This window comes from Falsiroseomonas sp. (assembly GCF_041690465.1).
GTDB lineage: Bacteria > Pseudomonadota > Alphaproteobacteria > Acetobacterales > Acetobacteraceae > Falsiroseomonas.
Map to the genome: position 1 here is coordinate 1 of NZ_JAWLHG010000042.1, position 17,449 is coordinate 17,449.

15 protein-coding genes are annotated in these 17,449 nt (G+C 73.0%); 11 read left to right on the forward strand and 4 right to left on the reverse strand.

Features of this window, described 5'->3' with window-relative positions:
• From ACESM1_RS25250 to ACESM1_RS25270, 5 genes are all read left to right on the forward strand, one after another.
• A partial coding sequence (locus ACESM1_RS25250) for an ATP-binding protein (protein ID WP_372623996.1) occupies nucleotides 1–1,714 on the forward strand: 1,714 nt, incomplete at its 5' end.
• Nucleotides 1,715–1,863: 149 nt separating this feature from the next.
• Nucleotides 1,864–3,060, forward strand: a complete 1,197-nt coding sequence (locus ACESM1_RS25255) for an aspartate aminotransferase family protein (protein ID WP_372623997.1) — start codon at nucleotides 1,864–1,866, stop codon at nucleotides 3,058–3,060.
• Complete coding sequence (argF, locus tag ACESM1_RS25260) at nucleotides 3,057–4,010, forward strand: ornithine carbamoyltransferase (RefSeq protein WP_372623998.1); 954 nt, start codon at nucleotides 3,057–3,059, stop codon at nucleotides 4,008–4,010. The genes ACESM1_RS25255 and argF overlap by 4 nt, the downstream gene beginning before the upstream one ends.
• 162 nt (nucleotides 4,011–4,172) lie before the next feature.
• A complete protein-coding gene (locus ACESM1_RS25265) occupies nucleotides 4,173–5,594 on the forward strand; it encodes a M16 family metallopeptidase (protein WP_372623999.1) in 1,422 nt (473 codons plus the stop codon).
• Nucleotides 5,591–6,844, forward strand: coding sequence for a M16 family metallopeptidase (locus ACESM1_RS25270; RefSeq protein ID WP_372624000.1), 1,254 nt, complete (start codon nucleotides 5,591–5,593; stop codon nucleotides 6,842–6,844). The genes ACESM1_RS25265 and ACESM1_RS25270 overlap by 4 nt, the downstream gene beginning before the upstream one ends.
• A 150-nt stretch (nucleotides 6,845–6,994) precedes the next feature.
• Here the strand turns inward: ACESM1_RS25270 and ACESM1_RS25275 are convergent, their stop codons facing one another.
• From ACESM1_RS25275 to ACESM1_RS25285, 3 genes are all read right to left on the reverse strand, one after another.
• Nucleotides 6,995–7,354: a hypothetical protein gene (locus ACESM1_RS25275; RefSeq protein WP_372624001.1), complete on the reverse strand. Its 360-nt coding sequence runs from the start codon at nucleotides 7,352–7,354 to the stop codon at nucleotides 6,995–6,997.
• A 56-nt stretch (nucleotides 7,355–7,410) separates the two neighbouring features.
• Nucleotides 7,411–8,175 carry a PRC-barrel domain-containing protein gene (locus ACESM1_RS25280; protein WP_372624002.1) on the reverse strand — a complete coding sequence of 255 codons (765 nt, stop codon included), beginning with the start codon at nucleotides 8,173–8,175 and terminating at the stop codon, nucleotides 7,411–7,413.
• Between the two features lie 98 nt (nucleotides 8,176–8,273).
• A complete protein-coding gene (locus ACESM1_RS25285; RefSeq protein WP_372624003.1) occupies nucleotides 8,274–8,972 on the reverse strand; it encodes a PRC-barrel domain-containing protein in 699 nt (232 codons plus the stop codon).
• Between the two features lie 155 nt (nucleotides 8,973–9,127).
• Here ACESM1_RS25285 and ACESM1_RS25290 point away from each other — a divergent pair, with 155 nt between their 5' ends.
• The 3 genes from ACESM1_RS25290 to ACESM1_RS25300 are packed head-to-tail and all read left to right on the forward strand — an operon-like array spanning nucleotide 9,128 to nucleotide 10,780.
• Nucleotides 9,128–9,736: a regulatory protein RecX gene (locus tag ACESM1_RS25290; protein WP_372624004.1), complete on the forward strand. Its 609-nt coding sequence runs from the start codon at nucleotides 9,128–9,130 to the stop codon at nucleotides 9,734–9,736.
• Between the two features lie 7 nt (nucleotides 9,737–9,743).
• On the forward strand, nucleotides 9,744–10,478 hold the full coding sequence (locus ACESM1_RS25295) for an AzlC family ABC transporter permease (RefSeq protein ID WP_372624005.1): 735 nt from the start codon (nucleotides 9,744–9,746) through the stop codon (nucleotides 10,476–10,478).
• On the forward strand, nucleotides 10,475–10,780 hold the full coding sequence (locus ACESM1_RS25300) for an AzlD family protein (protein WP_372624006.1): 306 nt from the start codon (nucleotides 10,475–10,477) through the stop codon (nucleotides 10,778–10,780). Before ACESM1_RS25295 ends, ACESM1_RS25300 begins: the two co-directional genes overlap by 4 nt.
• A 13-nt stretch (nucleotides 10,781–10,793) precedes the next feature.
• On the opposite strand, the gene ACESM1_RS25305 is transcribed toward ACESM1_RS25300, so the two are convergent.
• Complete coding sequence (locus tag ACESM1_RS25305) at nucleotides 10,794–13,331, reverse strand: hypothetical protein (protein WP_372624007.1); 2,538 nt, start codon at nucleotides 13,329–13,331, stop codon at nucleotides 10,794–10,796.
• A gap of 226 nt (nucleotides 13,332–13,557) precedes the next feature.
• Here ACESM1_RS25305 and ileS point away from each other — a divergent pair, with 226 nt between their 5' ends.
• Genes ileS through ACESM1_RS25320 form a run of 3 tightly spaced genes read left to right on the forward strand, consistent with a single transcriptional unit; the run spans nucleotide 13,558 to nucleotide 17,446 of the window.
• Nucleotides 13,558–16,401: an isoleucine--tRNA ligase gene (gene ileS, locus ACESM1_RS25310; protein ID WP_372624008.1), complete on the forward strand. Its 2,844-nt coding sequence runs from the start codon at nucleotides 13,558–13,560 to the stop codon at nucleotides 16,399–16,401.
• A complete protein-coding gene (lspA, locus tag ACESM1_RS25315) occupies nucleotides 16,401–16,898 on the forward strand; it encodes a signal peptidase II (RefSeq protein WP_372624009.1) in 498 nt (165 codons plus the stop codon). Before ileS ends, lspA begins: the two co-directional genes overlap by 1 nt.
• Complete coding sequence (locus ACESM1_RS25320; RefSeq protein WP_372624010.1) at nucleotides 16,895–17,446, forward strand: DUF3035 domain-containing protein; 552 nt, start codon at nucleotides 16,895–16,897, stop codon at nucleotides 17,444–17,446. Before lspA ends, ACESM1_RS25320 begins: the two co-directional genes overlap by 4 nt.
• Nucleotides 17,447–17,449: the final 3 nt, after the last annotated feature.

A 17,449-nucleotide genomic window follows, 5' to 3' on the forward strand; every position in this document is an offset into this window, starting at 1 on the left:
GATCGGCGTGCGCGCCGAGGCGCGCACCGTGGAGGGCGCCCAGGCGCGCCGGCTGCTCGGCATCGCCCGCGACGTCACCACCGAGCACCAGGCGCAGCGCGCGCTGGAGGAGGCGCGCGCCGGGCTCGCCCGCCGGGTGGCGGAACGCACCGGCGCGCTGGCGGAGGCGAATGCCCGCCTGCGGGAGGGCGAGGCGCGGTTCCGCGGGCTGTTCAACGCCACCTTCCAGTTCATCGGCCTGCTCTCGCCCGACGGCACGGTGCTGGAGGCGAATGCGGCGATGCTGCGGCTGGGCGATGCGCGGATCGGCGATGTCGTCGGCGAGCCCTACTGGCGGGCGCCCTGGTGGCCGCAGGACGCGGCGACACAGGCGCTGCTGCGCGAAGCGATCACGGAGGGCGCGGCCGGGCGCTTCGTGCGGCGCGAGACGCAGATGCGCGATGCCGAGGGCCGCAGCGTGGCGGTGGATTTCTCCGTCACGCCGGTGCGCGACGAGGATGGCATCGTCTCGCTGCTGGTGGCCGAGGCGCGCGACATCTCGGCGCTGAAGTCGGCGCAGGCGCTGCTGCACGAGGCGCAGAAGATGGACACGCTCGGCCAGCTGACCGGCGGCGTGGCGCACGACTTCAACAACCTGCTGATGGCGGTGCTGGGCAACCTGGCGATCGCCCGGCGGCGGGCCGAGAAATCCGCGCCGGAGCTGCTGCGCCAGCTCGACAACGCGACCCAGGCGGCCGAGCGCGGCGCCGCGCTGACCCAGCGCCTGCTGGCCTTCGCGCGGCGGCAGGACCTGAAGCCGGTGCCGGTGGACCTGCATGGGCTGCTGCTGGGACTGGAGGCGCTGCTGCGCCGCTCCGCCGGGCCGCTGGTGACGCTGGAGCTGGATGCGCCGGCGGGGCTGCCGGCGGCGCTGGTGGACCCGCATGCGCTGGAGCTGGCGCTGGTCAACCTGGCGGTGAATGCGCGCGATGCGATGCCGGAGGGCGGCCGGCTGCGGGTGCGGCTGGCGCTGGAGGAGGGCCGGCTGGAGGGACGGTTGGCGGCGGGGCGGTGGCTGACGGTCGCGGTCGCCGATACCGGCGCGGGCATGGACGAGGCGACGCTGATGCGCGCGGTGGACCCCTTCTTCACCACCAAGGCCCCGGGCCAGGGCACCGGGCTCGGCCTGTCCATGGTGCATGGACTGGCCGCGCAGTCGGGCGGCGCACTGGTGCTGGAGAGCGCGCCGGGGGAGGGCACCACGGCGACGCTCTGGCTGCCGGTCTCGGCGCGGCCGCCGGCCGCGCCGGCCGCGCCGGACGCGCGGCAGGCGGAGTTGGAACCCGGCCGCGGCGCCGTGCTGGTGGTGGATGACGAGCCGCTGGTGCTGGAGAGCACGGCGGCGATGCTGGAGGAGCTGGGCTACGACCCGGTCTGCGCCTCCTCCGCCGCGGCGGCGCTGGAGCTGCTGCATCGCCGGAGCGACGTGGCGCTGGTGCTGACCGACCACGCGATGCCGGGCATGACCGGCGCGGCGCTGGCCTTGCAGCTGATGCGGGAGCGGCCGGGGCTGCCGGTGATCCTGGCGACCGGCTATGCCGGCGCCCGCGGCGAGGCCGGGGCATGGCCGCCGGTGCTCTCCAAGCCCTACAGCCTGGCGCAGCTCTCGGCCGCGCTGCACCGGGCCATGCAGAAGGCGACGGCGGCACGGGACGGCGTGCAGGCGGCGCAGTGACGGCATGGCGGGACGGAGCGCCCCGCATGGCTCGCAACCCGCGCGCATTTTGACGCTATGAGACGATTCGGGCATCCTCGCCGGCTTCCGCGCCAGCCGGGGCAATGGGCTTCCGGGCCGCGCGGAGCCTGAGGAAGCGAGGAAACATCGTGATCCCCGCCCTGATGCCGAACTACAACCGCGCCGACCTCGCCTTCGAGCGGGGCGAGGGCGCGCGCCTGTGGACGGCGGACGGACGACGATTCCTCGATTTCGGCGCGGGCATCGCGACCTCCTCCATCGGCCATGGCCACCCGCATCTGGTGAAGGCGATCGCCGAGCAGGCGGCGCGGGTGATGCACGTGTCCAACCTCTACCGCGTGCCGCAGGCCGAGGAACTCGCCCGCCGCCATGTGGAGGCGTCCTTCGCGGACAGCGTGCTGTTCTGCAACTCGGGCGCCGAGGCGAACGAGGGCATGATCAAGGCGGTGCGCAAGTACCACGCCGAGAACGGCCACCCCGAGCGCTTCCGCACCATCTGCTTCGAGGGCGCCTTCCACGGCCGGACGCTGGCGATGATCTCGGCGACGGGGAACGCGAAATACCTCGCCGGCTTCGGCCCGCCGGTGCAGGGCTTCGACCATGTGCCCTTCGGCAACATGAACGCGGTGCGCGACGCCATCGGGAAGGAGACGGCGGCGATCCTGATCGAGCCGGTGCAGGGCGAGGGCGGCGTGCGCCCGGCCTCGCTGCAGTTCCTGCGCGACCTGCGCGCTGCCTGCGACGAGTTCGGCATCCTGCTGGCGCTGGATGAGGTGCAGACCGGCATGGGGCGCAGCGGAAAACTCTGGGCGCATCAATGGGCGGGGATCGAGCCGGACGTGATGAGCTCGGCGAAGGGCATCGGCGGCGGCTTCCCGCTGGGCGCGGTGTTCGCCAAGGAGCATGTGGCGAAGCACCTGAAGCCCGGCACGCATGGTCACACCTATGGCGGCAACCCGCTGGCCTGCGCCGCCGGCAACGCGGTGCTGGACGTGGTGCTGGCGCCGGGTTTCCTGGACGGCGTGGACCGCGTGGCGCGGCATCTCTGGCACGGGCTGGAAGGGCTGGCGCGCCGCCACCCCGAGGTGATCGAGGGCGTGCAGGGGGCCGGGCTGCTGCTCGGCCTGAAGCTGCGCGAGGCGGTCAGCAACACCGCGCTGCAGGACGCCGCGGCGGCGGAGGGGCTGCTGACGGTGGCCGCCGGGATGAACGTGCTGCGCGTGGCGCCGCCGCTGATCATCACCGATGCGGAGGCGGACGAGGCGGTCGCGCTGCTCGACCGCGCCTGCCTGCGAGTCTCGACCTCCAGGGTCGCGGCGCAATGAGCGCTGCCCTCAAGGTGGCCGGCGGGGGGAGCGCATCCCCCCGCCACTTCCTCGAGATCATGGACCACGATGCGGCGACGCTGCGGCGGATGCTGGATCTCGGCGTGCAGGCCAAGAAGGGCGCGGTGGCAGGGCGGCCGCTGGCGGGCAAGCATGTTGCGCTGATCTTCGAGAAGCCCTCGACGCGCACCCGCGTCTCCTTCGAGGTTGGCATCCGCCAGCTCGGCGGCGATGTGGTGGTGCTGTCGTCGAAGGACATGCAGCTCGGCCGCGGCGAGACGCCGGCCGACACCGCGCGGGTGCTGTCGCGCTACGTGGATGCGATCATGCTGCGCACCGGCGACGTGGCGAAGATCCGCGAGCTGGCCGAGCATGCGACGGTGCCGGTGATCAACGGGCTGACGGATGTCTCGCATCCCTGCCAGATCATGGCCGATGTGATGACCTTCGAGGAGCATCGCGGGCCGATCGCCGGGCAGGTGGTGGCCTGGACGGGCGACGGCAACAACGTCGCGCAGAGCTTCATCCAGGCCGCGGCGCGCTTCGGCTTCACGCTGCGCATCGCGACGCCGCCGGAGCTGGCGCCGCCGGCACAGCTGGTGGAGTGGGCGCGCCGGGAAGGTGCGGCGATCGAGCTGACGGACGACCCGAGGGCGGCGGTGAAGGGCGCGCGCTGCGTGGTGACCGACACCTGGGTCAGCATGTCGGACGAGAAGCCCGATGCGGCCGTCGTGAACCGCCACAACCAGCTGGCGCCCTATCAGCTCAACGCCGCGCTGCTGAAGCATGCCGCGCCGGATGCGGTGGTGATGCACTGCCTGCCGGCGCATCGCGGCGAGGAGATCACCGACGAGGTGATGGACGGCCCGCAGAGCGTGGTGTTCGACGAGGCGGAGAACCGGCTGCACGCGCAGAAGGGTGTGCTGCTGTGGGCGCTGGGGGCGGGCTGAGCGCCGGGGCGCTGGCGGCGTTCCCGTCATTCTGATTTTGCGATCGCATCGTGCCGGCGGCCGGTTGGGCCCGCACGCCCGGCTGGCGACCCGCATCGCCTTCACCTTTCGATACTGTCGCGGCCCTTGGCCGATCCCCGGCGCGGGGCCACCTTGGCGCGCATGAAGCCAGTGACACGTCGCACCGCCCTCCAGGCCGCCGCGGCCGCTGCCGCCGCCGGCACCCTGCCAGCCGAGGTGCTGGCCCGGCAGAGCCTGGCCCCAGCCATCGAACGCGCCGCCGAGCGGCCGCTGTTCGGCGCCACGCTGCGCACCCTGCCCAACGGGCTGCGCGTCGCCTTCGTCGAGCAGCGGCGGGCGCCGGTGGTCGCGCAATATGCCTATGTCGCCGCGGGCGGCGCCGAGGACCCGGCGGGCAGGTCCGGTGTCGCGCATTTCCTCGAGCACATGATGTTCAAGGGCAGCCCGCGCGTGCCCTCGGGCGAGTTCTCCCGACGGGTGGCACGCGAGGGGGGCAGCGACAACGCCTTCACCTCGCGCGACGTCACCGGCTATTTCCAGCATGTCGAGGCCAGCCGGCTCGACCTGGTGGCGATGATGGAGGCGGATCGCTTCGCCGCCGCGCTGATCCCCGAGGCCGAACTGGAATCCGAGCGCCGGGTGATCCTGGAGGAACGCTCGCAGCGCACCGGCTCCTCGCCGCGAGCACTGTATTTCGAGGGTTTCCAGGCGGCGATGTGGGGGCCGCAGCATTGGCACGGCCGGCCGATCATCGGCTGGGAGGACGAGATCCGCGCCATCACCCATGACGACCTGATGCGCTTCTTCCGGGCCCGCTACGCGCCCGGCAACGCGGTTCTGGTGGTGGCGGGCGCGGTGCAGCCGGAGGAGTTCTGGCGCGTCGTCGAGGACAAGTGGGGCGCGGTGCCGGCCGGGCCGCCGGTGCCGCGCGACCGCGCGCCGCCGCCTGCCGCGCCGCCCGATCCGCGCTATTCGCGCAACGATCCGCGGCTGCGCGGCGAGGCGGTGTTCCTCCGCTCCTGGCAGGCGCCCTCGCTCACCGCCGGGGAGACCCGGCTCGGCGAGCCGCTGGAGGTGCTGCGGCACGTGCTGGGCGGCGGCGCCGGATCGCGGCTGCACAAGGCGCTGGTGGAGACCGGGCTCGCCGTCTCGGCGGGGGTTTCCTACAACTCCGACGCGGCGTCCTGGACCGATTTCGACCTCTCCGCCGTGCCGCGGCGGGAGGTGGAGCCGGCGCGGGTGGAGGCGGCGGCGATGGCCGTGGTGAAGGGCCTGCTGGACGAAGGCGGGCCGACCGAGGCGGAGGTTGCGCGCGCGATCCGGCAGATGACCGCCGGCGCGCTGCTGGCGCTCGACGGGCTTGGCGCGGCGCCGCGGATGATCGGCGGCGCGCTCTCCGTCGGGCTGCCGATCGACGCAGTGGAGTTCTGGCCGGCCAGGCTGCGCGCGGTGACGCGCGAGCAGGTGGCGGAAGCCGCCGCGGCGGTGCTCGGGCGGGCACCCTCGGGCAGCGGATGGCTGCTGCCCGATGGGATTCCGGCGCCGGTGGAGGTGCGGCTGTGACCACTCCTTTCCGGCTTGAGATCCAGCAGGTTTCGGAAGGCGGGCATTCCGCCTGGCTGATCGAGGACCATTCGGTTCCCGTCGTCTCCCTGGCCTGGGGCTGGCACGGCGGAGCGGCGCTCGACCCGGCGGAGCATGGCGGGGCGCTGGCCATGGGGGCGGCGCTGCTGACGGAGGGTGCCGGGCCGCTCGACAACGTCGCCTTCGCCGACGCGCTGCGCGACGCGGGCATCGGGCTCGGCTTCGACGCCGAGCGCGACGGCTTCCAGGGCTCGCTGCGGGCGCTGCGCCCGGCGCTGGACGAGGCGGTGCGGCTGGCCAACCTGGCGATGCGCAGCCCGCGACTCGATGATTCAGCGGTGGCGCGGGTGCGGGCGCGGGCGGTGGCCGGCGCGCGCGCACAGCTGGAAACGCCGCGCGGCCAGGTCGGGCGTGCCTTCTGGGCGGCGGCCTATCCGGAGCATCCGGCCGGGCGGCCGACCAACGGCACGGTGGAGACGCTGAGCTCCCTCCCGGAGGAGGCGATCCGCGCCGGGCTGGCGCGGCAGCTGCGCGAAGGCGGCGTACTGGTCGCGGCCGCGGGCGCGATCTCGGCGGCGGAGCTGGCGCGGGTGATGCCGGCGCTGTTCCAGGGGCTGCCCGAAGGCGCGCCGCCCGAGCCGGCGCCGCTGCCGCCCTTCACCGCCTTCGGCCGGCTGGTGGTGGAGGTGCCGGCGCCGCAATCGGCGATCCTGTTCGGCCAGCCCGGCCTGCCGGTGACCGATCCGGACTGGGAGGCGGCGCAGGTGGTGCTGCGGGTGTTGGCCGGCGGCGGCTTCTCCTCCCGCCTGATGGAGGCGGTGCGGGTGCAGCGCGGGCTGGCCTATGGCATCGGCGCGGGGCTCGACGTGCTGTTCGGCCAGGGCGTGGTGGTGGGGTCGTCGGCCACCGACAATGCCCGCGTGGCGGAGACGCTGGCGGTGACGCGCGCGGAATGGGCGCGCATGGCCGAGCAGGGGCCGACGCAGGCGGAGCTGGAGGATGCGGTGGCCTTCCTCACCGGCAACCTGCCGCTGCAGTTCACTGACAGCCGCCGCATCGCCGGCACGCTGCTGGCGCTGCGGCGGAACGACCGCGCGATCGGCTGGCTGAACGAGCGCAGCGACCGGCTGCGGGCGCTGACGCAGGCGCGGACCACCGCGGTGGCGCAGCGCCTGCTGGCGCCGGCGGCGCTCTCGGTGGCGATCGCCGGGCGGCCGGAGGGGGTCTAGCCCGCGATCGCCCTGGGTGTGCACGCCGCAGGCGGGCACGCCAGGGCGTGAATCGCCGGCTCGAAAGGGCTGGACCCGAGCTGCCAGGACAGAGTCCGGGCAACTCGGGTCTAGCCTCTCCGGCTCGCCAAGCTCAGCGGCTCGCCAGGCTCAGCGCTGCGGCACGCCGCCGCTGTTCGAGGGATAGGCGCCCGAGGTGTTGGAGCCGGTGGCGCGGTCATAGGTGCGCTCCACCGCGGTGCCGGGCGGGTTGCCGGGGATGCCGTCGCTCTGCGTCGGGAAGGCGCCCGAGGTATTGGTGCCCGCCGCCCGGTCCAGCGCGCGCTCGGCCGCGGTGCCCGGCGGGTTGTCGCGGGTGCCGTCCGGGCTGGTCGGACCGCTGGCCGTGGCGCGGTCATAGGCGCGCTGCGCAGCGGTGGAGGGCGGGTTGCCCGGGGTGCCGTCGGTGTTCGGGTTGGCGCAGCCGACGATCGGCAGCGCGAACAGCGCAGCCAGGAACAGGCGGGTCATCGCGTATCCTTCCGGGGTTTGCCCGGCCGCTCGCCGCGCGGCCGGGCGGGTCGGGTTCAGCCGCGGCGGCTGTCGGCGTCGTAGGTATAGGCCGGCAGGCTCTGCAGGCTGTCCCGGGTGGCGCCCTGCAGCACCCAGCGGTCGCGGTCGGGGTCCTGGCGCAGCCGGTCATAGGGCACGGCGACCAGCCGCGCGCCGATGCCGAGGAAGCCGCCGACGGAGAGGATCGCCACCGGCGGATGGCCGCCGGGCGGGACGATGATGTCGTCCACCTCGCCGATGCTCTCGTTGTTCTCGTTGTAGACGGTGGAGCCGATCACCCGGCTGGCGCGGCGGCCGCCCTGCATTCCGGCGCTGTCCACCGCCATGGTGCCGGTGGTGGTGCCGGTCGTGGTCTCGGCGGGGCGGCCGATCACCGGCGGGGTGCCGGTGACGGAGCCGCCGGAGGTCGCCCGCTGGCCGGGATTGCCCGCCGCGCCCGGGGCGATGCCGCCGGGCTGGCCGAGATGCGAGGTGTCGGGCGGCTGCGCATCCGTGCCGGTGGTGTTGCCGGGGTTCTGCCGGATGCGCTCCATCTGGCTCATCTCCGGCTCCGGCGCGCCGGCGCCCGGGGCGATGACCCCGCCGGGGCCGGGCGTGATCTGGGTGCCGGTGGTGGCGGCGTCGCGGGCGGCGGGGTTGCCGGCGACCGGCGAGCGGTTGGGCGTGGTCTGGGTGGTCTGGGGCTGCATGCTGCTGCCGCCCGTATTGGCCTGGCCGAAGGCGAGCATCGGCACGGCGCAGAGCGCCGCGGCGGCCATCAGCGTATGTCGCATGGTCATGGTCATCGGTCCTCCGGGTCCTTGCCCCTGCGAACGCGGCGGCGCGGGCCCGCGTTGCCCTCGGACGGCGACGCGGGCCCGGTCATGGCGCCTGGGCGTCAGCGGCGCCGGTCGGCCTCCTCATGGGAGTAGGCGGGCAGTTCCTTCAGCCCGTCCCTGGTGGCGCCGGGCAGCACCCAGCGGTCGCGGTCGGCGGCGCGCTGCAGCCGCTCGAAGGGCACCGCGACCAGGCGGTCGCCGATGCCGAGGAAGCCGCCGACCGAGAGGATCGCCACCGGATTGCCGCCGCCGGTGGGGATGATGATGTCCTCCACCTCGCCGACGGTCTCGTTCGCCTCGTTGTAGATGTTGGTGCCGATCAGCCGGCTGGCGCGGCGGCCGCCCTGCATGCGGGCGCTGTCCACCGCCATGGTGCCGGTGGCCGTCCCGGTGGTGGTCGCGCCGGTGGTGGTGGTGGTCGTGGTGCCGCTCGGCGTGGTGGTGGTCGTGGTGTTCGGCGTGACCGAATCGGCGGCCCGCCTCGTGGCATCCCCGGCGCGCTCGGCGGCGCCCTGGGCTGCATCTCCGGCGCGCTCGAGCGTGCGGCCGGCTGCGGTGCCCGGCGGGTTGTTGCCGGTGCCGTCGGCATCGGTGCGCTCGCCGGTGGCGCGGTCGAGGGTGCGCTGGGTGGCGGTGGAGGGCGGGTTGCCCGGCGTGCCGTCGCGTGGGTTCGGCTGCACCTGGCCGAAGGCGAGAAACGGCAGGGCGCAGAGCGCGGCGGTGGTGGTCATCAACAGCGTGTGCTTGCGGGGGATCATCTGGACATTCTCCGGCATTTCGTGGTGCGTATGGGAACGTCCGCCGAACCGTCCGGTTGCGATCCGGGAGACGGCGCGGCCCTGCACGCGCAACATTGATGCGCCGCGCGGTGGAGGGGTCGTCTTGGCCCGGGGCGCCGTGGCACAAGGGCTGGATGTCCGATGCGAGGCGGCGCAGCGCGCGCGATCCGGTGCGCCCGGCCGGCGCTCCCCCCGATGAGAGCCGCCTGGCCGAGGCGGCGCTGGCGCATCTTGCCCGCTTCGCGGCGACCGAGGCGGGGCTGCGGCGCGTGCTGGCGCGGCGGGTGGAGCGATGGGCGCGGGCGGCCGAGGCCGAGGGGCAGGAGGATGTCGCCGGCCGCGCCGCCGCGGCGAAGCAGGCGGCCGCGGCGGTGGCGCGGCGGATGGCGGCGCAGGGCAATGTGGACGATGCGGCCTTCGCCGGCAGCCGTGCCCGCCGGCTGCAGCGCGCCGGCCGATCCCGCCGGGCGACGCTGGCGCATCTGCGCGAGAAGGGGGTGGACGCCGAGACCGCTGCCGCCGCCCTGCCGGAGGGCGAGGAGGTGGAGCTGGCCGCCGCGCTCGCCTTCTGCCGGCGCCGGCGGATCGGGCCGTTCGGCGCCGCCGAGGCCGGGCCGGAGGCGCGGGTGAAGGCGCTGGGGGCGCTCGCCCGGGCGGGGTTCGGGCGGGAGGTGGCGGGGCGCGCACTGGCGATGGAGCCCGACGAGGCGGAGAGCCGGCTGATCGCGGCGCGCCAGGGGTGAGACGACCGTGAGCGAGAGCGGCGAGGCGGCGCGGCGCGTCGTCTTCACCCGGCACGGCGTGGCGCGCGGCGCGCGGGACAGCCTGCCGCTGTGGATCGGCATGATGCCGTTCGGGCTGGTCATCGGCGTGCTGGCCGACGCCAAGGGCCTCTCCTTCGCCGAGACGGTGCTGATGAGCGCGATCGTCTATGCCGGCGCGGCGCAGCTGGTGGCGCTGGAGCTGTGGTCGGACCCGGTGCCGATCGGGGCGGTGGTGATCGCCACGCTGGTGGTGAACAGCCGCATGGCGCCGATGGGGGCGGCGCTGGCCGGCTGGCTGGACCGGCTGCGCGGCATCCGGCTGTGGGGCACGCTCTGGACCATGGTGGACCATTCCTTCGCGCTCTCGATCCAGGAGCAGCGGCGGGGCGGGCGGGATGCGGGCTACCTGCTGGGGATCGGCGCGGCGCTCTGGGTGGCCTGGGTGCTGACCACCGCGGCCGGCTACCTGGCCTCGAGCGCGGTGCGGCTGCCGGCGGGGCATCCGCTGTACTTCGCCTCGGTGGCGGCGTTCCTTTCGATCCTGGTGGGACTGTGGCGCGGGGTGCGGGTGGACTTGCTGCCCTGGCTGCTGGCCGGCGTGGTGGCGCTGGCGGCGCACCGGGCGGGGCTGCCGGTGCCGCTGCCGCTGCTGGCCGGCACCTTCGCCGGCGCGACCCTGGGGGCGTGGCGGGAGATGCGCGGGCGGAAAGGGTCGCGATGACCGTCCGTCCGGAGGTCCTGGTGGCGATCCTCGGCATGGCGCTGGTGACCTATGCCTGCCGGGCCGGCGGCTATGCGCTGTTGCGGAGTTTCCGACCGCCCGAGTTCGTGGAGGCGATGCTGCGCCACCTGCCGGGCGCGCTGTTCATGGCCTATGTGACGCCGCCGCTTGTGGCGGGCGCGCTGCCGGCCTGGATCGGCGCGGCGACGGTGGTGGGCGTGCAGGTCGTGACGCGCAACATGGGGCTCTCGATCCCCGCGGGCGTCGCGGCGGTGTGGGGCGCACAGGCGTGGCTGTGGTGAGGCCCCGGCTGGTTCACTGGTCGGGCGGAACTTCTGCCAGCAAGGCCTCGGCGTCGCGCAGGAAGGCCGGGGCGTCCAGTTCGAGGAGCGCGTCCCGCGCCTCGGTCGCGGCGCGGCGCGCCTTCGCAAGTGTGTCTCCGCCGAGCGTCGGGGCGAGCAGCAGCAGGGATTCGGCGGTGCGGACGCGGATTCGCGACCACAGGAAGGGCGCATTGAGCCGTTCGATGGCTGCCTCGGCCTGCTCGAAGTGCGTCAGCGCGCGCTGCGCCGCCGCCTCGTCGCCCAGGGCTCCGAGCATGGCGAGTGATTCGGCCTGCTCCAGCAGCAGCCAAGCCCGCTCCTGCCATTGGCGGGCCACCCCGGGCTGGGCAAGCTTCTCCTCGGCCGCGGCAAGCCCTTCCCGGGCTGCGGCGACGAAGGCGGCCCGCTCCTCCTGCCCGGCAGCCTCGGCCCTAGTCTCCGCAGTCTCCGCCAACTTGTTCAGTGCCGAGCGGAATCGAAGGCGGCGCGGATCAACCTCCAGCCGTTTCGCCCTGTCGCCGGTGCTGAGCCACTCGATGAGCGCCCGCTCTCGCGAGAGACGGTCGTCGCTTCCAACGAGGATAAAGACTAGGCGGGAAAGGTACTCCCACTTTTCGAGCAGATCGCGCCGCTCGGGGCCCTCGGGAAGAGAATGAAGTTCCTCGCCCACCGCCTCGCAGGCGGCAAGCGCTTCGCCCGGCCGCCCTTCCTCGCCTAGCCACGCAAGGTGCCACAGCCCGAGGCACATGTACAAGCGTGCACGCAGGAGCGTTTCCGGCACCATGTCGTCAGCCGGGATCGGACCCAGACCAGCACCACTCTCCAGCACCTGCTCCGCCAGGGCCACCCCCTCCCGGACCTCGCCTCGCCTACCGCGCACGAAACTAACGAGCAGCTCCGACAGATCGAGCTGCGCCTCGGCGCGCGCGGCCGGGTGTTCCGCGGCGGCCTTGCGCAAGCGATCCCGCGCCACGCCGACCAGGCGCACGAACGCGGCAACATGGCCCCGGCCTTGCAGCAGACCGAGCGCAGCGAGCCTGTCCGCCACATGGCCATCACGCGACGCGATGACCTCTGGAAGCGCCGGCAAGGCCTCATCGAGCAGGGCGACGGCTTCCTGCAGCGCTTCGTCGGGGCCGTCCTCGCCGATGCGGAGCAGCGTCCGGGCGAGCATGGCCTTGATCCAGGCGCGCGACCACCGTTCGGAAGCGGGCGTCAGCGGCAGGATCGCCCGCAAGAGCGCCTCAGCCTCCTGCAGCGCCACCCGGTCGCCCGAGGCGCCGAGATCGAGAAGGGTGAGCGCGGTCTCCTCCGCCACCTTGCGCCAGCGCACCTCCTGCGCCCGCACGTCGATCCTGCGGAGTTCGCCCTGCAGCAGCGCGACGGCGCGCCGCAGCGCCGCCTCGCCGGCGCCGGCGACCGCACGAAGCGGACCGGGCAGGCGCTCGAAGACCAGCCACCACTGCAGGTCGCGCCCAGCTTCGCCATAGGCGGCGAGCGCGGCGCCGAGTTCCTCGACCACCGTATCGGCCGTAGCCGCAGAGATCGACGGATCGCCGGCCAGCAAGGCGAGTCCGATGCGATGACGTAACATCGCGCGCTCCAGCCTGTCCCGCTCGCGGCCGTCGACGAGCATGGCGCGGTAGAGCGAGACGGCTTGGCCGGCGACTCCGCGGTCTCTGCCCCAGCGCGCGGCGAGCACCAGCGCGTCGGCCAGCACCAGCCGGAGCTCGTCACGCTGTCCGACGGAGAAGCTGGACGGCGGACGCTCCGCCAGCTGCCACAGGCGCGGAACGAGGCTGTCGCTCAGCTCCGCCATCCGTGCGGCGTCGCCGGTCTCCACCACCGGTCGCAGTGCGCCGAGCGCGATGGCCTGGATCGTCGCAGCGAACTGGTCCTGGAAGCCTTGCCCGAGCAGGCCGCCCTCAAGCCGCCAATCGCGGGGGCCGGCCTCCGTGGGCTCGCCCGGGTTGGTGAACCAGAGCCGGAGGATATGCTCCCCGGCACCCGCCACCTCGCCCCAGATGACGAGGTGCGCGCCAGTGCGCCGCGCCAGGGCCCGGGCTGCCTCCAGGCCCTCGGCTTCGGCACGCTGCAGCCGCATGTCGTGGCTGGCACCGATGCCGAGGCAGGACTCGCGCACCTCAAAGCTGCGCTCGCCGCGGAACGCCCCGGCCAGGGTCCGGGTGTAGGTGCCGTCGTGGTCATGATCCAGGCGCGCGATGACCACCCTGAAGCGCTGCGCGGGCGGCACCTGACCGGCGGCGACGAGCTGCCACGCCTCACGGGCTAGGCAGGTCCAGCTGGCTTCCACCGCTCGCCCGAGGCCGAGCATCTGGGTGGCGGATGCACGCGCAAGGTCCGCGGTGAACCAAAGAGCGCCGCCGAGCAGGCTGATAGCCGCAGCAGCGATCATGCCCTTCAAGCCTATCATTTCGCCAAGCCAGCGAAAACGCTGCGCCGCGGTCACCGGCGCTTCGCGTCTCGGCGGACCAAGCGGCGGCGGCGCGGTTGGCGGCGCAGCGGTCATGGGCGTTCCGTTCGCGGCGGCGGGATGATCGGACGATGCGGTCGGGCCTGCAAGTCCGTCCTGCGCCCGGTGCTTGACCCTGGCGGGGCCCCGTCCGCATATGTGCCGCATGTTCCGGTCCTGGCGTTCACCGCGAATTATCCGCCCGGCCTTCGCCTGAAGGCCGGGTTCTCCGCACGCGCCCCCGACCCCCGCGGCCCCGACCGGCCGCCCGAGAGCCGCATCCATGAACGACGTCCCCCCCGAACAGCCCGCCCGCGACTACCGCGGCACCGTGATCCTGCCGAAGACCGACTTTCCCATGCGCGGCGACCTGCCGAAGCGCGAGCCGGGCTGGCTGGCGCGGTGGGAGAAGCTCGGCCTGTGGGAGCGGCTGCGCGCGCAATCCGCGGGGCGGCCGAAATTCGTGCTGCATGACGGGCCGCCCTATGCCAACGGGCCGCTGCACATCGGCACCGCGCTCAACAAGATCCTGAAGGACGTGGTGAACCGCGCGGCGCAGATGGCCGGCCACGACGCCGACTACGTCCCCGGTTGGGACTGCCACGGCCTGCCGATCGAGTGGAAGGTCGAGGAGGAATACCGCGCGAAGAAGAAGAACAAGGACGAGGTTCCCGTCCTCGAATTCCGCGCCGAGTGCCGCGCCTATGCGCAGCACTGGCTCGGCATCCAGCGCGACGAGTTCAAGCGGCTGGGCGTGGCGGGCGATTGGGTGAACCGCTACGCGACGATGGACTTCCCCTCCGAGGCGATCATCGCCGGGGAGATCGGGCGCTTCCTGATGAACGGCTCGCTCTATCGCGGCCTGCGCCCGGTGATGTGGAGCCCGGTGGAGAAGACGGCGCTCGCCGAAGCCGAGATCGAATACCACGACCATGTCTCGCCGACGCTCTGGGCGCGATTCCCGCTGCACCAGGCGGGGTCGGAGGATCTGGCAGGCGCCAGCGTGGTGATCTGGACCACCACGCCCTGGACCATCCCCGGCAACCGCGCCGTCGCCTATGGCGAGGAGATCGACTACGCGCTGGTGCATGTGGAGGGCGTGGCCGAAGGCAGCGCGCTGAAGGTCGGCGAGTTCCTCATCGTCGCGCTCGCGCTGCTGCCGCAGTTCGAGAAGGATGCGGGGCTCGGCGCGCATACGGTGAAGCGCGTGCTGAAGGGCGCTGAGCTGGCAGGCGCCATCGCGGCGCATCCGCTGCGCGGATGGGCGGAGGCGGCTGGCGGCTACGATTTCGACGTGCCGCTGCTGCCCGGCGACTTCGTCACCACGGAAGCCGGCACCGGCTTCGTGCACATCGCGCCCGGCCATGGCGAGGACGATTTTCTTCTGGGCCGCGCGCATGGCTTGCCGGTGCCGGAGACGGTGGATGACGACGGCACCTTCACGCGGCACGCGCCGGGCTTCACCGGGCTGCATGTGTGGAAGGCGCATGACGCGGTGTACGCCGCGACCGAGGCGCTGGGGACGCTGGTGGCGAAGGGCAGGCTGACCCACAGCTATCCGCATAGCTGGCGGTCGAAGAAGCCGGTGATCTTCCGCGCCACGCCGCAATGGTTCATCGCGATGGATGATGCGAATACCATCCGTGCGAAGTCGCTGGAGGCCATCGCGGCGACGCATTTCGTGCCCGACATCGGGCGCAACCGCATCGGCAGCATGGTGCAGAACCGGCCGGACTGGTGCATCAGCCGCCAGCGCGCCTGGGGCGTGCCGATCGCCGTCTTCGTGGACAAGGCGACCGGCGAGCCGCTGCGCGACCAGGCGGTGATGGACCGCATCGTCGCGGCCTTCACCGAGGAAGGCGCGGATGCGTGGTACAGGCCGGGCGCGGCGCAGCGATTCCTGGGTCATGGACGGAACCCGGACGACTACGAGCAGGTGATGGACATCGTGGATGTCTGGTTCGAGAGCGGCAGCACCCACGCCTTCGTCCTGACGCCGCAGCGCGGGCTGCCCTGGCCGGCGGACCTGTATCTGGAAGGGTCGGACCAGCATCGCGGCTGGTTCCAGTCCTCGCTTCTCGAATCGGTGGGCACGCGCGGCGCGGCGCCGTTCAAGGCGGTGCTGACGCATGGCTTCGTGCTCGACGAGCAGGGCCGCAAGATGTCGAAGTCGCTCGGCAACGTGGTGGCGCCGCAGGAGGTGGTGGGGAAGTCGGGCGCGGACATCCTGCGGCTGTGGGTGATGAACACCGACGTCACCGAGGACCAGCGCATCGGCAAGAACATCCTGGAGCAGCAGGGCGAGCTGTACCGGCGCATCCGCAACACGCTGCGCTGGCTGCTGGGCAACCTGGACGGGTTCGACGAGTCCGAGATCGTGGAGCATGCGCAGCTGCCGGAGCTGGAGCGGTGGGTGCTGCACCGGCTGACGGAGCTGGATGCGAAGCTGCGCACGGCGCAGCGCACGCATGACTGGACCGGCGTCTATCCGGAGATCCACGCCTTCTGCGCTTCCGACCTTTCGGCCTTCTACTTCGATATCCGCAAGGATTCGCTCTACTGCGACGCGCGCGATTCGCTGAGGCGGCGCAGCGCGCGGACGGTGATCGACCAGCTGCATCGCTGCCTGACGGCCTGGCTGGCGCCGGTGCTGGTGTTCACCGCGGAAGAGGCGTGGCTGGCGCGGTTCCCGGATGAGAACGACAGCATCCATCTGCGGGACTGGCCGGTGCTGCCGGAGGGGTGGAAGGACGAGGCGCTGGCGGCGAAGTGGGAGCGGGTGAGAGAGATCCGCAGAGATGCGACCATGACGCTCGAGAAGCGCCGCATAGAAGGGGTGATCGGTTCGAGCCTCCAGGCAACTCTAGAGCTGACACTCGAGGAGCGCGACAGCGCTTTGCTTTCGGCCGACGAGTGGGCTGAGATCTGCATCGTCTCTGGTGTCGCGCTGAAGTTTGGTTCGGACCATGACAGCGCCACGGGCTTGTTGGTCGGGGTTCGCGCAGATGTAGCCCCCGGCACCAAATGCGACCGCTGCTGGCGCGTGCTGCCGGAAGTGGGGCAGTCCCACGCCCACCCGACGCTCTGCCGCCGCTGCGAGGCCGTGGTGGAGGCGCAGCCGGCCTGATGCTCCGCACCGGCCTGACCCTCGCCGCGATCATCCTGGTCGCCGACCAGCTCTCCAAATGGTTCATGCTGGACGTGCTGAACCTGCCGGAGGTGCGGCATATCCCGCTGCTCGACCTCGGCCCCTTCGGCTTCGACCTGACGATGGTCTGGAATCGCGGCGTGACCTTCGGGATGCTCGCGGGCGACGCGGGCTGGACGCAAGTCGCGCTCGGCGCGCTGGCGCTGGCCATCGCGGGCTTCCTGCTGGTCTGGCTGCGGCGCGCGGAGAACCGGACCACGGCGCTGGCACTCGGCGCCGTCATCGGGGGCGCGGTGGGGAACGTGATCGACCGGCTCCGCTTCGGCGCGGTGGCCGATTTCCTCGACGCCCATGCCTGGGGCTGGCACTGGTACGTGTTCAACGTGGCGGACGCCGCCATCGTGCTCGGCGTGGTTGCACTTGTCGCGGATGCCTTGTTCCGGCCCTCCGGCAGCGTTAAGCGTTCATCGCCATGACCCTGCGCCCCGCCCTGTTCGCTTTCCCGCTGCTGCTGGCGCTGGCCGGCTGCGGCCCGGATACCGCCCGCACCCTCGGCTTCACCCGCGACCCGCCGGATGAATTCCAGGTGACCACCCGCGCGCCGCTCTCGGTGCCGCCCGCCCTCGGCGACCTACCGCCGCCGCTGCCCGGCGCGGCGCGGCCGCAGGACGAGGCGCGCTCGGCCGGCGCCATCCTCGCCCCGGGCGCCACCAGCGCCGGCGCGCCCTCGGCCGCGGAGCGCGCGCTGATCGCCCGCGCCGGCGGGCCGGTGGATGACGGCATCCGCCGCCGGGTGGACGAGGAGAGCCTGCGGCTCGACCGGCCCTCCGAAGACGTGGTGGACCGCCTGATGTTCTGGCGCGCGGGATCGGCGCAGCCCGGCATCGCGGTGGACCCGACGCGCGAGGCCCAGCGCCTGCGGGAGAATGCGGCGCTCGGCCGCGACAGCACCGAAGGCGACACGCCGGTGGTGCAGCCGCAGCGGCGCAGCCTGCTGAACCGGCTGTTCGGCATCGGCGAGTAGCAC